Raw genomic sequence first — 13,888 nt, 5'->3', positions numbered from 1 at the left:
GTGCCGCTCGACCTCTGGCCGCTCTCCCCGCCGGGCCGTCTGATCCACGAGGACCGAGACCTCGTCGCCATCGACAAGCCCCCGTTCGTCCCGACACACGCGCCCGAGCGCAGCGACGACGTCCATCGCCGCCTCACGGCCTATTACGAGGCCATGCAGCCGGGCGCGCCCGTCTACCTTGGCGTCCACCAGCGCCTCGAACGGGACACCTCGGGCGTGCTCGTCTTCACGCGCCGCCGCGAGGCGAACCGATCCATTGCCGAACAAATCGAGCGCCGCCGCGCGCGCCGCACCTACGTCGCGCTCGTCCGCGGCACGCCGGGCATGCTCGGCCGCGGCAAGGGGCCGGACAAGGGCGTCTTGCGGCATCGGCTCGCGCCGGGCGACGGCGGCCATCGCGTCTTGCCGCCCTCGGCGCGGGCGGGCCAGGTCTCCACCGTGAACTTCCGCGTCCTCGAGCGGCGCGGCGATCGCACGCTCCTCGCGCTCACGCCCGAGCCTGGTTGTCCCGTGGATCTCCCGGCCCAGCTCGGCGCCGAACAAGCTCCGATCGTGGGCGACGTGGCGCGCGGCGGAGATCCGGCGCCTCGGCTCGCCTTGCACCTCGAAGAGCTCGTCCTCGACCACCCGGAAGGCGGCCGCCCCCTCACGCTCCGCGCCCCCATTCCGGTCTTCTTTTCGGATTTTCTCGAAGGGAAAGAAGGGCTCTCCGACGTGGACGCCCTCGAGCGTCGCTTGCGCGAGGCCGCCGAGCGCCGCGCGTGGATCGCGCGCCTCCCGGGCACGGATGCCTTCCGCCTCGCGAATGCCGCGGGCGACGGATTGCCCGGCGTCACGGTGGATCGATACGGGGATTTCCTCGTCGTTTCGCTTTACGACGAGGACGCGGAGGCCGCGCGGGAGCGGATCCTCGACGCGGCCTTCCGGCTCGGCCCGACGGGTATCTACCTCAAGATCCGCCCGAAGCACGCAAGCCGCATCGTCGACGCGCGGGAGCCGCAGTTCGCGCCGAAGGACCCGGTCCGCGGCGCGCCCGCGCCCGATCCGATGGTCGTGCACGAGCTCGGCTTGCCGTACGAGGTGCGGCTCGGCGATGGTTTGTCCACGGGTATCTTCCTGGATCAAAGGGAAAACCGTCGCCGCGTGCGGGAAATGGCCTCGGGGTTGTCCGTCGCGAACCTCTTCGCCTATACGTGCCCCTTCACGGTGGCGGCGGCCGCGGGCGGGGCGCGGCGAACGGTGAGCGTGGACGTGTCGCGCGGCGCGCTCGATTGGGCGCGGCGGAACCTCGACCGGATCGGTGTGGATCCCGCGGCGCACGCGCTCGTCGAGGCGGACGCGATCAAATGGCTCGAAAAGAGCGCCACCAAGGAAGGACCATTCGACCTCGTGCTCCTCGATCCGCCGAGCTTCGCGACCACGAAGCAGACGCGTTTCTCCGCGGAGAGCGATTACAAAAAGCTCGCGGCGAGCGTCCTCCGCGTGCTCGCGCCGGGCGGACGGCTCCTCGCGTGCACGAATCACAAGGGAATCTCGCGCGCCAAGTTCAAGCGTGTGCTGCAGGACGCCGCGCGCGACGCGGGGCGGGGCGCGGCGCAGGTGAAGGAGTGGCCCGATCCTGAGGATTTCCCGCCGGAGCCGGGCGCAGAAGCCCATTTGAAGACGGTGCTCGTCACGCTCGAGAGGGGTTGAATGGCGACCTCCCTCCCCTCCGACGATCACCTCTCCCACCGTGATCGCCCGGGCCTGCTCGCGCTCATCCTGGGCGCGCTCGCGGCGCTCGGGCCGCTCACGATCGACATGTACCTGCCGAGCTTGCCCTCGATCGAGCGGGATCTCGGCACCACCGCCTCGATGACGCAGCTCACGCTCGCGTCGTATTTCGCGGGGCTCGGCATCGGCCAGCTCGGGTATGGACCGGTCACGGATCGGTTCGGCCGCAAGCGCCCGCTCTATTTCGGGCTCACCCTGTACGTGCTCGCGTCGGCCGGATGCGCGCTCGCGCCGAATGCAAAAGCGCTCATCGCGCTCCGGTTCCTGCAAGCGCTGGGCGGCGCCGCCGGGCCCGTCGTCATGCGAGCGGTGGTCCGGGATCTTTATGTGGGCGCCGCGGCAGCCCGGCTGCTCTCCATGCTCATCCTGGTCATGGGCGCGGCGCCCATCCTGGCGCCGCTCCTCGGCGGCTTCACCCTGGAAATCGCGGGCTGGCGAACCATCTTCGTCGTGCTCACCGTACTCGGCGCCGCCTGCCTCGCGCTGATGGCCGCGGCGCTGCCCGAGACCTCGACCACGCGGACGCGCATCGAGGTCCGGTCCCTCGCCCGCAATGTCCGCGCGCTCCTCGGGCACCGCTCGTTCGTCGCGTACACGCTCACGGGCGCATTCTCGCAGGCGGGCATGTTCGCGTACATCTCGGGCTCGCCCTTCGTCCTCATCAACCTCTTCCACGTCTCGCCGCAGCGGTACGGGTGGTTTTTCGGGGCGAACGCGGTCGGGTTCATCGCCGCGTCCCAGGTGAACCACAAGCTCCTCGCGCGCTTCGCGCCGGGCCGGCTCCTCGCGCGCGGAACGGTCGCGGCGGCGACGGTGGGCGTGGTCCTCTACGCCATTGCGGTGACCGGGGTCGGGGGTTTGCCCGCGGTGGCCGCGATGCTGTTCGGATTCCTGGCGAGCATCGGCTTCATCGGGCCGAATGCGACCGCGCTCGCGATGGAGGAGCAAGGGGCCCGGGCGGGCCTCGCCTCCGCCCTGCTCGGGTCGATTCAATTCGGCATCGCGGCCTGCGCGTCGTCCCTCGTGGGCCTCTTCAACGATGGCTCGATGCGCCCGATGGCGGGCGTCATGGCCGCCTGCGGCGCGGCCACCTTCCTCGCCGGCTTTTTCGCGCGGCGCTGACCCTCAATCGAACTCGACGTCGAGCTCGTCCGGCATATCCACGAGCCACGGCAATCGGGCGATCCCCGCCTCGTCGCAGAGCTCGTCGAGCTCGACCTCGGTCCCGTCGTCGAGCACGAGGTCGCCGCGCACGTAATACCGAAGCCCCCAGGAGAGCGGTTTTTCGCGGCTCTCCGGGCGCTCGGCGAGCTCGCACAAGAGCTTCCGGTCCTCGGGCGTCGACATGCGCGCCACGTGCCGCGCGAGCGCCGGCCAGAGCGGGTCGATTCCTTCCGGCAGCTCCGCGAGCGCACGGCGAAAAGGCATCGATTCCGAACGCGGACGCAAGGACAGGCGGCATGCCTCGTGGAACAGGCGCAGGAGTGGATCCTTCGGCTCCGAGAACGCGAGCACCGCGCGTGTCCCGGCCCGGCCGATCCCCGCGAGCTCCGCGGCCGCGAAATCGAGCGTCCACGGCTCCTCGGGCAATTCGAGCTCGTGCGCCCAGACCCAGGCCATGTCGAGCACCCAATCTTGCGCCCAGTCCCGCGCCCAGTAGCGCGACAGATCAAACGCCCAGTCCCGCGCCAGATCCCGCGTCCAGTACCGCGCCAGATAACGCGCCCAGTACCGCGCCAGATCGAGCGCGAAATCCCGCGCCCATTCCCGCGCCCACGAGCGCGACAGATCCATCGCCCAGTCCCGCGCGAGGTCGAGCGCCCACGTGCGCACCCAGTCGTCGTGCGCCGCTTCCTTCGCCCACGACCGCGCCAGATACCGCGCCATGTACCGCGCCAGATCCCGCTCCTCCCGCTCCGGCACGAGCGCCCGCCGGGCCGCGCGCCCGAGGTGCTCGCGTTTGCCGCCGAGCGAGATCAACGTCTGCAATCGCGCCGCCGCGGGACCCCGCGGACCCGGCCACAAATGGAGCAGCGAGAGCTCCGGCGGATCGCCCGGCCAAACCGGGCTCGACCCGCCGAGCGCCCGACCACGCGCCACGCCTTGCCCCTCGCCCGCCGCCGAAAGCAATCGCGACATCGCCGGCGGCTCCGCCTCCTCGCGCCCGAGCCGCGCCTCCTGCCACCACGACGCCGCAATGACCCCAGGCAGCCATCGCGCCTGCGACGCCACCTCTGGCCACGCCGCCGCGAGCCGCTGCCGCCGCCCCTCCTGCCGGCTCGCCGCCCACGCCCGCGCGGCCGCGAACCCGCGCACCTGCTCGTGCACGTGGAAATGGGCCGAGAGCCGCGCGCACCACGCCTCGAAATGCCCCGCGCCGAGCCCGTCCGCGAACATCACGCCCGCGAGCCAGAACCCGTCCGCGTCTCCCTCGATGAGATTCTCCAGCACCGCCGCGAGATGCGCGGGATTCCGGTCCTCCACGACCGCCGCCCACAGCCTGAGCGTCTCCCAGAACGCAAGATCGTGCAAATACCGCCGGCAAAGCGCGACCCGCGCCTCCGCCCCCTCCACCACCGCGGCCCAATGGTGCGCCACGAGGTATTCCTGGAAGCTCAGGTGCGCAAACGAAAAGGTCTCGTCGGCGCGATCCACGAGCACGCCCGCCGAGGAGACCAGCCACGCGATGAACCCGCGTCGCTCCTCGTACGAGAAGCGCGAGGGCAAGAGCGCGCAAAGCTCGTCCTCCGTGCGTACGATCGGGCTCCGGCTCTGCTCGCGATAGCCATCGCGCTGCACCCGATCGGCGAGCTCCGCGAGCACACGCATCCGCTCGGCTGCGTCCTCGGGCCGGAACACCGCCGACGGCGCCCGCGCCCCCTCCGCCTCCTTCGCACGCGGCCGGGCCGAAAGCAGGTTGTCGAGGCAAATCCGGTATAGCTCGTGCCGTTTGTCCGGGAGCGGCCTCGACCGGTGCACGAAAAGCATCATCACGAGCAGGAGCGCCGTCCGCGCGAGTGCCTCGGCCTCGGCGCTCGACGCGAGGGCCGAGACGAAGCGCTCGCTCGCGGCGTGGGCGGACGCCTCGTCCTCGCCGTGCACGCGCCCGTGGAAGCGCGTCGCGAACGCCCGGATCTCCTCGTCCGAGAGCGGCTGCACGTCGAGCACGTCGAACCCCTCGGCGCCCGAAGGCCGGCTCTCGCCATAAGGACGGCTCGTCACGACCGCGAGCACGCGCGGCGACGTGCCGAGCAGGCCCATCAATTTCTCGCGCACCTCGTCCCCGAGATCGCCGAGCTCGTCCCAGCCGTCAACCAGCAGAATGGGCCGCGGCCCCGTGGGATCGTCGAAGAGCACGGCGAGCGTCTTTCGTTCGTCGCGCCCGCGCACCTCGGCGAGGCGCCCCGCGAGATAGGCTTCGAGCGTCCGCTCGCTCGGCACCGCCCGCTCCCATGCGCGCCCGAGCTCGCGGAGCTCGATCAAAAACGGGACACAGTTCTTTTCGCCCTCGGCGAGCAGCTTGCGGAAACAATGGCGCAGGATCGTGGTCTTTCCGCAGCCGGCCGGGCCCCGAATGACGAGCGGCGTTTCGCGCGTGGCAAGCGCGAAGGGCTCGAGCGGCGCGCCATCGTCGAGCCGGTCCGCGTCCGTATTCGTCCCGAGCCTCGGCGGCACGAACATCTCGTCGAGCCGCGAAGGCACGGGCGGCCCTCCCCCGCTCGGCTGCGTCACGCCCACGCCACCGAGGTCCCAGCGCACATAACGTGCGCCGAACCGCCGGCGATACGCCTCGACGAACGCCGAAACCTCGACGGCCTCGGACGGCGTGACGATCTGTTTTTCCTCGCCAAACCCTTTCGGCACGTACAGATCGAGCGTGGCGCCGCGCGGGCTCGCCGGATCCACCGCAAAGGTCCCCGGCTCGACCTGCCCCTCGGCGCGGACGCGCGGCGCGTAGATCCGCAGGATCGACCGCGCTTGCCGCCGGGCCGGATCGAGCTCCAGCAGGTGCACCATCGCCGGCTGGCTCTCGGGCAGCTTCCCGGGCGAAAGCCCCCAGCTCCCGGACGAGAGCACGAGCGTGTGCCCCTTCTCCCCGCGCCGGAACGGGAATGCATGGGCATCGGCGCCGTGATGATGTCCGTGCAGGACCACGGAGACCCGCGCGTCCTCGGTCACGGCGCGCAGGTGCTCCTTGCCCTCGAAGCCGGCAGCGTCGGCGGCGAAATGCTCGATCGTCTCGGGCTTGAGCGGACCGGGGTGGCCGCGCAGCCATTGCACCCAGCTCTCCACGGCCTCCGGCACGGGCGTGATCGGATTGTGGTGCACGGCGAGGATCGACATCCACGACGGGGGCAAACCGCGCAGATGATCGAGCAAGCGCTGAGCTTGCGCCTCGCCGAACGATCCGCCCTGCCGCGCGTGGGACTCGCGCTCGCAGGAGTTCAAGGCGGCGACGGCGATCCCGCCATCCGGCATGGCGAAATGGTGGACGACGGCGCCATGGCCGATCGAGGTCACGGTCGGCAGCTCGGCGCGCGGGCGCCCGTGGAACGCCGTCACGAACGCTTCGAATCGCGCGAGGCGCACGAGAGCGAGGCGGCGTTCGAGCTCGGCATCGTCGAACCCCTCGTCTTCCTGCTCGATCTGGACCTTGCGTGTCTCGGCCCAGGAGACATCGTGGTTTCCAGGGACGAACACGAATCGATCCCGCGGGACACGAAGAAGCGCATCGAGGTGCCCAAAAAACCCGAGCGCGGCCTCGTATTCGTTCTTGCGCGCCGCCTCGGCGATGTCACCCGTGACCACGACGAGCCCCACGCCCTGCCGAATGCCAAGCTCCTCGCGCGCGGCGTCGATCGCGGCAGCGAAGCGCGCAGCGAGCCGCTCGCCATCCTGGCCCCCGAAGCGACCATGCGGGCCGAAATGCAGGTCCGAGAGGTGGAGGACGAGGAGCGGGAAGGACACGTCGAGGGAGCATACCGGAAGTGGGGCGTGGCATGAAGACGGCGCTGCGCTGGGGCTTTGCCCCAGGCCCCAGCAGGGGCTGTCCGCCCCTGCACCCGGACCAGCGCAAGCGCTGGACTCGGGGTCGATGAACTGCGCGATGCGCAGTTCATCGAACGGGCAGAGTCAAGACCAACGACGAGCCTGCCCGCCAAGACAGCAGCGCTGACGTTTCAACCGGCAACGGGGTACCACCGGCCTGTTGGAAGAACTGCGCATCGCGCAGTTCTTCCACGAACGGTCCAGGGCTTGCCCTGGTTCGGGTCGAGGGGCGAACAGCCCCCGCGGGGTCCGGGGCAGCGCCCCGGCGCAGCGGCTCGGTGTGGGAGTTTGTCGGAGGATCCGGGGGCGTACACTGCGCGTCAGAAACGGATTGCGGAGGTGGGTTTTTCCAGGTACGAGTTTGACCAGGAACATGCCTCGGTCATCAACCTCCGCACGGTTTCCTCTGTACCTCACGGCCTTCTCCTTCGTCGCGCCGCTCCTCGTGTCCGCTGCATGCGCGCCGAGTCGCGAGGAGGAGATGGTCCTCCGCGAGCCGATGAAGATCGCGATGATGTTCGGCCCTCACCTGCGCCTGCCCGACCAGGCGCGTCTTTGCAAGAGTCGGCTGGGCGTCCATCGGTGTCCGAAGGACTTGCCCCTCCGCGGGATTTATCCCGTCGAGCCACTGCGGAACGCGTCGTGTCTGTACGAGCCAAACGGCCCGCCCATCGCGGAGCTCGACGAGAATGGCGTACCGCAGGGCGAGTACACGCTGTGCTGCGCGCTGACCTACTTCGAGGCGGACAGGCGTGACGCCTGTTCGCGCTGAGGGTGCCACGATGGAACAGCAGCGACAGTCACCCGCGCGCGTTCGAGCTCGCGGACCTGCTGCCTGGGTCGAGTTCGTCGGCGGCACGCTGATATTCGTCGCGTGTATCCTCGGCGTCGTGAACGTGTTCGCGTCGACGGTCGAGGTCGACCAGTTGGCGAGCGAAACCGCCTGCATGGGGCAGCCTCCCGGGTGCGAGGCGGTGCCGATGAAGTGGGACCGTGTGCCATGGGCGCACACGCTCGAGGTCAACACGACGGGAGGCACCGTCGACGTCCGTTGCAGTCGCGCGTATGTGCTCCTCGGCGCGTGGTCGTGTGCTGCGCTGACCGCGTTGCCGGTGCCCGTCGCGCCTAGCGCGAGTGCGAGCGCGAGCTCCGCGCCCGCCGCGTCGTCGGCGAAGACTCCACCCCGATCCGGGAAGCCCATCGTCGTCCGGATTTCGCCGGCTTCGTCCGGATCGGCGGCGCCGCGCACGGGGAAGATGGAGCTTCAGGTGGTTCGCGACCTTGGCGGGAAACCTCCGGCACAGTCGACGCAGTAGAGGGCTGGACAGCCCTGCTTTCAGAACGTTTGTCAAGGAAAATTTCGAAACAGCCGCGGCGACCTACCCCTCTCAAGGTGTCGCGTGGACGGGGGGCCGTGGCTCAGCCATCCTCGACGCGGATCGGGATCCAGTCGAACCCGGTGACGCCGGCGCCCTGGAAGATGCGGCGGACCTTGGGGGTGACGAGGAACAAGGGGTATGGGAAGAGGGCGTCGCTCACGTCACCCTCGAAATTCACCTCACCGAACCATTCCCACGTCACGTTCACGTCGTGGATATCGGCGACGTCCGAGGCGCGGTAGGCAATGCGCATAGGGACCTCCTCCTTCCCCGTGAAGCTACTCCGCCCGCATGCGCAGGGCTTGTAGGGGTAGACCCCGGTCGAACGGGGAGACATGGGAGGCAGGGTATGCGTGGCGCAGAGCTGCCGCCACGGAATCTGGAAGCCCCGCTCCTCGAACGCCGCGAAGACGCTCCGGAACGAAAGCCCCGTCGCGCCGCTCTGCGCGAGCGCCGCGGCGAGCTTCTCGTCCACGAGCACGTCGTCGTAGGACGTCGTGGCCGCGCGCCGGCCTTCGAGTTTGGGGAGGTCTTCGCCCTCGATGATCATCGCGGACGTCTGCCGGGCCCCGGCGCCGCACCGATTGCAGGCGTCTGACATGTCGTACGTCGTGCCCATCCTGGGCCCCCCGAAGACCCTGGCGTTGACGTCGTACCACGCGGCGATCAGGCGTGCTGACTCAAGCTCTTCATCGGTGAAGCAGTCGTAACGCCGTTCGAGCCATCTGATTCCGCGGTCCTTGAGGAGGTTCAAGAGCAGCGACAGGCGTTCGTCCGTCTCGTCGAGCGTCAGGTCTACCCAAATCTGCCGTTTGCGTTGCAGCATGAAGTCTTGCACTTTCGCGGCATCCATCGGTATCCCCGCCGGGCCGAACACGGCTTCCAGTCCACCAGGGATGTGTTGAGCATGGAAAAGAACCTTGACCTCGGTTTTCATGTCCTCGTCTCGCGATATCTCACTTCACGAAATAGGGCTTGATGGCTGCGAGCCAGTGCGGAAAGTCCTCATACACCTCCTCGTATACCTTCCAGACGTTTTCCTTGCTCGTGGGGGGCAGCCGCTGCCTAGCATCATTGAGCAACGTCGTGATCCTCTTGTGCTGGGCCTCCGTCAAGATCACCGACGGTATCTTGTCAAGCTGCTTCTTCGTGAGCCCGAGCTCCCGCCCCATCGCCTTTTCCAAAGTACGAGATCGACCCGATCGAGCTAGAACCCGCGGGAAACGAGGATCTGTCAGTCGGTCCACCCATGGCGATCGGAGAAGCTAACCCCGCGATTCCTGGTAGCGTGACAGAATCCCGACAAGAACGCGAGGGGACCGCGACTCCCCCGACGAACCCCTTGGACGCCGCGACGGCGGCCCTCCGGGCAGCCCTGGACGCGTCAATCAAGGCAGGTGACATCGAAGGCGCGCGGCGCGCCATGCGAGCCCTAGACGCCCTCCTCGGTGAGCCCCCGACGTCGGGCCACGATGCGCCCGTCTCGGCCGTCAAGAGCACTCGCAAGCGCCGGAAGGCGTAAGCCGCGCCGATGGCCCCGGGCGAGCTCGTGAGGGGGCGCCCGGGGCTTCTACGCCCGTCCGATCGGCCGACCGAACCAGGGAGGCGGATCACCTCATGATTGCCAGCAAGTCACGCGCCCGGGAAAGCCTGCTTTTGGCAGTGCCGAGCACCACGCCGACGCTCTCGGCAGTCTCGCTTGTCGTGTACTCGAGCGCGTCGAGCTCGACCACCCTGCGCAGGTTCGGAGGCAATCGCTCGACCATCCGAAGAGCTTCGCGAGCCTCGAAACGGAGAGCGGGATCCCCCCCGCGCGAGGGTGTTTCGTCTGCCGGGCCCCCACCGCTCCACCTTGCGCTCCGCCGATAGCGCCGGGCGGCCCGGACTGCAAACGCCGCGATGAGCGTCCGTGCGGCGTCCACGTCGGCCTTCCCCTCGATGACGCGGATCCGTCGCTCGTCGGAATATCGCCAGAATGCGAAAAGCACGTCCTGCGCCAAATCGTCACGGTCGGCAGGGATAACGCCTACCCGGCGAGCAATGCCGCAGACGTAGGGCCGAAGTTTCTCTAGATCGGATTGATCCAGCGTGATCCGTTCGCTATGCTCGCCTGTCTCTTCGTTGACCACCCATTGCCGTTGCATGGCGTCCCTCCGTTCGTTTCAGCCGCTCTTGTCCAGCGTGCAATCGTTTCCAAGCGGTAGCGCGCGAGGTTTCGAGCCTGCGCGCTATCTCGTCGATCGAATGGCCTTCGAGGTGGAGCCGCAGCGCTGCGCGCTCGACGGGCGGCAGCCGTTCGGCCCGATCGAGCCATTCCCCAAGCGAGGCGCGCTCTTCTGGCGAGGGCGACGGGTCGAAGGCGCACCTTTGCAGGTCTCTCCCTGACATGAGCACCTCGACCCTATGACGGGCGAGGCGTCGCCAATTCATCGCGAGAAACCATGCCGTTCGCATGAGCCATTCGGCAGGGTTCCGCGGCGCCCTGTTTAGCCGGGAGTATTGCAAAAACACACGTTGCGCGAGGTCGTTCGCGTCGACCTCATGCACACCGAGCCGGCGCAGCTTCGCGACAATTCGCGGCCGTTCTCTGGCAAAAAGGCGGACGAATCCCGCCCCGCTGGCGCCCGTCGGGCGCTCGGGTCCCTTGCGCTGCATTGTGCATCGCTCCCGGACCGCATCGGGCGGCCCGAGCTCGATTTACGGGCGCTCGCGTGGCGAGTTCAAGCCATTTTAGCGAAGGACGAACGTTTTTCTTGGCACATTATCATCTGGTAATGATATGCTCCGCGGCCGGAAACGAGGTTCGATCGCGAATGTCCACGATACGCGGAGGGACAGATCGGACCGAATGACAGATATTCGGCCGACAGCTATCCGGCCTTCCCGCCTCGCCTGCTACCCCGGCGAGCGGATCGGGGAGGGCTCACGGCGTGACGGATCAGGCAAGACGGGCGGTTGCCGGACCGGGAATGCAAATCCCGCGGAGCCTGCCCGCACCTGCACAAATGCGCAGCCTTCCGGCGCAGCACGTGCTCGGGTACGGTATGCTCCATGCGCATTGTACCCTCCAGCCTGCGAGCGTTGAAGCTGCTGTCCGGCGCTTAGTTAGGGAGCATGATCGATGGCGTTCCTTTGGAACAAGGAGAACATCCCCCAGCGCGGGTGGGTGTGCATCGACGTCGAAGACCTTGAGGATACCATCCACACATGTGAAATGTGCGGCAACGAAAATGTCCGCTACGTCCACTGGATGCACCATCCAGAGCATGTGCCGGATCTACGTGTCGGATGCGTATGCGCCGAAAAGATGGCTGATGGTTACGAGGGAGTGAGCCGCGAGCGCCGTTTGAAAAACCGGGCGGCTCGACGGGCGAAGTGGGTTAAGCGTTACTGGCCACAACGCTTGATAAGCGACAGGCCCATTGTCGTGGGCATGCAGCTCAAAACGCAAGGTTACAAATTTTGTATTGTCCCCGTGACTGGTGGCTGGCGCGGGTCAATCACCCTGCCGACTGGAAGAGTTATACAAGGCAGGCGTACGTTTAATGACCTCAATACCCTTAAGCTGATCCTCTTCGACTATGTTTGGCCACGGCGTCTCGGACCAACAACGCACCAATGACTCAGTCCCGGAGGCGCACGTGCGCGGGGTCACCTCACGTGGCACGTCCAGCGCTCGACGTTGTTTGCCGCACGGACGCGCGCGTTCCGGCGTTCGTCCGTGCGTTCGTTCGCGCGTTGCGGGTCCGTTTACGCGGCATTTCGTCGGGGCTCGCGCCCGTGGCGCTTGGCCTGTAGAGCCTCGAAACGGTCGGCGATCAGGGCCCCGATCCCGATCTCGGCCTTCACCACGACCCCGGCCGCGTCGATCGCGTCAAACACTGCGTCCACGAGATCCGCCATGACCCCGGGCCACTCGGGGTGATTCTCGATCGATGCGGCCTGTTCGAGCTTCGCCAGCGCGGTTAGAGCCGTGATCCGCTTGCCTTCCAACGTCGCGATCTGCGCCGGGGAGAGCTTGCCCGTCTGTAGGATCTTCGTCAGCCGTGCGACGCTTGCGCGGAGTTCCTCCGCGGTAGTTCCCAGAACGGGCGGCGCATCGTGCGGGGGATCGGACGGCGGCGGCGCTTCCGCTTCCGTGCGCGGGGCATCGGAAGGCGCGGCCTTCCCCGCGCCGGTACGCGTCCACCAGGACCACGCGATCGGCGGGATGTCTGCCAGGGCTTCGAGCTTTTCGAGGTACGGCGCCGCTGGCGTTCGGCCTTGTTTCCAGCCTGTCAGCAGGCCCGGACTGCACCCGAGACGCGCGGCGAGCTCCCGGTAACCTGTAGCTCCGCGCCATGCGTCGAGGCGTGTCCAGCCGACGGAACCCCACCCCTCGCCGGGGCATGACGTGGCGAACCTGGCACCGTCCGGAGCGTCGAAGCGAACCATGGAAACAGTGTGCTCCGTTGCGCCGTGAACGTCAAACATATCTGTTCACGGCTCACGAACAAGGGCGAACGATGGAAACGTGAGTAATTCCCGGCGTAACCCCGGCCCCGGGCCCCACCTCGCCGATGATGACGTCGGGGCCTTCGAGGTGACCGGCGCGCTCGACCCGCCGCACCTGGACGAAGGCGAGGTTCGCGCCGTGGTTCCGTGTTCCCAGGCGTTCCCCGGCCGGCAGGAACGCGAGCGGCGGCGCGAGCAGGGCGATGCCCTCGGGCACGAGGTCGACGCCACCTCGACCCCGCCGCACTCGACCGCGACGAGCTCCCGGCCGATGCCGGCGACGGCGACGAGCTCCGCCACGGCCGCGGCCCTCACGGCGACGGCGACGCCGACGAGCCCCGCCCGAGGGCCCTTCGCCCTGCCACGGGCCGCATGGCCTGCTCGAGCACGACGACGCCGACGAGCTGCGCCACGGCGGCCACGGCGACCACGGCGACCACGGCCGAGAAGAGCGGCGAGGAAGGCGTGCACGCGAGCGGCGACGCAGGCCCGGCCCCGGGCCCCGGCGACGTTCACGAGCACTTCGCGCCGATCGGGGCGCCGCGCGAAAGTCGCCTCCCTTGTGCCTCGAAGGCCCCCGCCACTGTTCGCGGCCCTCGCGATCCACGGCCCTCGCAATGGTTCGTCCCGGCGTAACCCCGGCCCCGGGCCCCACCTCGCCGATGATGACGTCGGGGCCTTCGAGGTGACCGGCGCGCTCGACCCGCCGCACCTGGACGAAGGCGAGGTTCGCGCCGTGGTTCCGTGTTCCCAGGCGTTCCCCGGCCGGCAGGAACGCGAGCGGCGGCGCGAGCAGGGCGATGCCCTCGGGCACGAGGTCGACGCCACCTCGACCCCGCCGCACTCGACCGCGACGAGCTCCCGGCCGATGCCGGCGACGGCGACGAGCTCCGCCACGGCCGCGGCCCTCACGGCGACGGCGACGCCGACGAGCCCCGCCCGAGGGCCCTTCGCCCTGCCACGGGCCGCATGGCCTGCTCGAGCACGACGACGCCGACGAGCTGCGCCACGGCGGCCACGGCGACCACGGCGACCACGGCCGAGAAGAGCGGCGAGGAAGGCGTGCACGCGAGCGGCGACGCAGGCCCGGCCCCGGGCCCCGGCGACGTTCACGAGCACTTCGCGCCGATCGGGGCGCCGCGCGAAAGTCGCCTCCCTTGTGCCTCGAAGGCCCCCGCCACTGTTCGCGGCCC

The 13,888-nt window shown here is 68.6% G+C and carries 16 protein-coding genes; 8 read left to right on the top strand and 8 right to left on the bottom strand.

The annotated features are described in order from the left end of the window. Both KEG38_RS34715 and KEG38_RS34710 read left to right on the top strand, forming a co-directional pair. A complete protein-coding gene (locus KEG38_RS34715; RefSeq protein ID WP_272424564.1) occupies nt 1-1,692 on the top strand; it encodes an RluA/RlmK domain-containing protein in 1,692 nt (563 codons plus the stop codon). Continuing rightward, a complete protein-coding gene (locus tag KEG38_RS34710; RefSeq protein WP_272424562.1) occupies nt 1,693-2,895 on the top strand; it encodes a Bcr/CflA family multidrug efflux MFS transporter in 1,203 nt (400 codons plus the stop codon). Nucleotides 2,896-2,898: 3 nt separating this feature from the next. Here the strand turns inward: KEG38_RS34710 and KEG38_RS34705 are convergent, their stop codons facing one another. Then, a complete protein-coding gene (locus KEG38_RS34705; RefSeq protein ID WP_272424560.1) occupies nt 2,899-6,741 on the bottom strand; it encodes an NACHT domain-containing protein in 3,843 nt (1,280 codons plus the stop codon). A gap of 454 nt (nt 6,742-7,195) precedes the next feature. Between KEG38_RS34705 and KEG38_RS34700 the strand changes: the two genes are divergently transcribed. Next, nucleotides 7,196-7,594, top strand: coding sequence for a hypothetical protein (locus KEG38_RS34700; RefSeq protein WP_272424559.1), 399 nt, complete (start codon nt 7,196-7,198; stop codon nt 7,592-7,594). Between the two features lie 10 nt (nt 7,595-7,604). After that, nucleotides 7,605-8,138: a hypothetical protein gene (locus tag KEG38_RS34695; protein ID WP_272424557.1), complete on the top strand. Its 534-nt coding sequence runs from the start codon at nt 7,605-7,607 to the stop codon at nt 8,136-8,138. Between the two features lie 103 nt (nt 8,139-8,241). On the opposite strand, the gene KEG38_RS34690 is transcribed toward KEG38_RS34695, so the two are convergent. The 4 genes from KEG38_RS34690 to KEG38_RS56150 all read right to left on the bottom strand — a co-directional run bounded on the left by KEG38_RS34690 (nt 8,242) and on the right by KEG38_RS56150 (nt 10,493). Beyond that, entirely contained in the window at nt 8,242-9,054 is an 813-nt protein-coding gene (locus KEG38_RS34690) for a hypothetical protein (RefSeq protein ID WP_272424556.1), read from the bottom strand. A 103-nt stretch (nt 9,055-9,157) separates the two neighbouring features. Further along, nucleotides 9,158-9,373, bottom strand: coding sequence for a hypothetical protein (locus KEG38_RS34685; RefSeq protein WP_272424555.1), 216 nt, complete (start codon nt 9,371-9,373; stop codon nt 9,158-9,160). 438 nt (nt 9,374-9,811) lie between these two features. Then, on the bottom strand, nt 9,812-10,345 hold the full coding sequence (locus tag KEG38_RS34680; RefSeq protein WP_272424553.1) for an RNA polymerase sigma factor: 534 nt from the start codon (nt 10,343-10,345) through the stop codon (nt 9,812-9,814). Further along, nucleotides 10,302-10,493, bottom strand: a complete 192-nt coding sequence (locus KEG38_RS56150; protein WP_372518211.1) for a sigma factor-like helix-turn-helix DNA-binding protein — start codon at nt 10,491-10,493, stop codon at nt 10,302-10,304. The genes KEG38_RS34680 and KEG38_RS56150 overlap by 44 nt, the downstream gene beginning before the upstream one ends. Between KEG38_RS56150 and KEG38_RS34675 the strand changes: the two genes are divergently transcribed. The 3 genes from KEG38_RS34675 (at nt 10,446) to KEG38_RS34665 (ending at nt 11,823) form a co-directional block, all read left to right on the top strand. Beyond that, a complete protein-coding gene (locus KEG38_RS34675) occupies nt 10,446-10,586 on the top strand; it encodes a hypothetical protein (RefSeq protein ID WP_272424552.1) in 141 nt (46 codons plus the stop codon). The two genes, KEG38_RS56150 and KEG38_RS34675, sit on opposite strands and share 48 nt — an antisense overlap. 129 nt (nt 10,587-10,715) lie before the next feature. Then, a complete protein-coding gene (locus KEG38_RS34670; protein WP_272424550.1) occupies nt 10,716-10,976 on the top strand; it encodes a hypothetical protein in 261 nt (86 codons plus the stop codon). A gap of 346 nt (nt 10,977-11,322) precedes the next feature. Continuing rightward, complete coding sequence (locus KEG38_RS34665) at nt 11,323-11,823, top strand: hypothetical protein (RefSeq protein WP_272424548.1); 501 nt, start codon at nt 11,323-11,325, stop codon at nt 11,821-11,823. A 128-nt stretch (nt 11,824-11,951) separates the two neighbouring features. Here KEG38_RS34665 and KEG38_RS34660 read toward each other — a convergent pair whose 3' ends face one another. The 3 genes from KEG38_RS34660 to KEG38_RS34650 all read right to left on the bottom strand — a co-directional run bounded on the left by KEG38_RS34660 (nt 11,952) and on the right by KEG38_RS34650 (nt 13,135). Then, the gene (locus KEG38_RS34660; protein WP_272424546.1) at nt 11,952-12,635 is read right to left on the bottom strand and encodes a helix-turn-helix domain-containing protein; all 684 of its coding nucleotides are present in this window, start codon (nt 12,633-12,635) and stop codon (nt 11,952-11,954) included. Between the two features lie 52 nt (nt 12,636-12,687). Continuing rightward, complete coding sequence (locus tag KEG38_RS34655; RefSeq protein ID WP_272424544.1) at nt 12,688-12,912, bottom strand: hypothetical protein; 225 nt, start codon at nt 12,910-12,912, stop codon at nt 12,688-12,690. A 94-nt stretch (nt 12,913-13,006) separates the two neighbouring features. Continuing rightward, nucleotides 13,007-13,135, bottom strand: coding sequence for a hypothetical protein (locus tag KEG38_RS34650; RefSeq protein WP_272424543.1), 129 nt, complete (start codon nt 13,133-13,135; stop codon nt 13,007-13,009). Nucleotides 13,136-13,664: 529 nt separating this feature from the next. On the opposite strand from KEG38_RS34650, the gene KEG38_RS34645 reads away from it, so the two are divergent. Next, the coding region (locus KEG38_RS34645) for a hypothetical protein (protein WP_272424541.1) at nt 13,665-13,888 on the top strand (224 nt) is incomplete at its 3' end.

This window comes from Polyangium jinanense (assembly GCF_028435265.1).
Classification (GTDB): Bacteria; Myxococcota_A; Polyangia; order Polyangiales; family Polyangiaceae; genus Polyangium; species Polyangium jinanense.
This window is presented reverse-complemented; position numbering and strand designations above follow the sequence as displayed.

Coding starts and splice junctions, on each gene's coding strand:
- KEG38_RS34660 (WP_272424546.1), bottom strand. CDS start 12,635: ATGGTTCGCTTCGACGCTCCGGACGGTGCCAGGTTCGCCACGTCATGC.
- KEG38_RS34710 (WP_272424562.1), top strand. CDS start 1,693: ATGGCGACCTCCCTCCCCTCCGACGATCACCTCTCCCACCGTGATCGC.
- KEG38_RS34680 (WP_272424553.1), bottom strand. CDS start 10,345: ATGCAACGGCAATGGGTGGTCAACGAAGAGACAGGCGAGCATAGCGAA.
- KEG38_RS34685 (WP_272424555.1), bottom strand. CDS start 9,373: ATGGGGCGGGAGCTCGGGCTCACGAAGAAGCAGCTTGACAAGATACCG.
- KEG38_RS34695 (WP_272424557.1), top strand. CDS start 7,605: ATGGAACAGCAGCGACAGTCACCCGCGCGCGTTCGAGCTCGCGGACCT.
- KEG38_RS34665 (WP_272424548.1), top strand. CDS start 11,323: ATGGCGTTCCTTTGGAACAAGGAGAACATCCCCCAGCGCGGGTGGGTG.
- KEG38_RS34700 (WP_272424559.1), top strand. CDS start 7,196: ATGCCTCGGTCATCAACCTCCGCACGGTTTCCTCTGTACCTCACGGCC.
- KEG38_RS34675 (WP_272424552.1), top strand. CDS start 10,446: ATGGCCTTCGAGGTGGAGCCGCAGCGCTGCGCGCTCGACGGGCGGCAG.
- KEG38_RS34690 (WP_272424556.1), bottom strand. CDS start 9,054: ATGGATGCCGCGAAAGTGCAAGACTTCATGCTGCAACGCAAACGGCAG.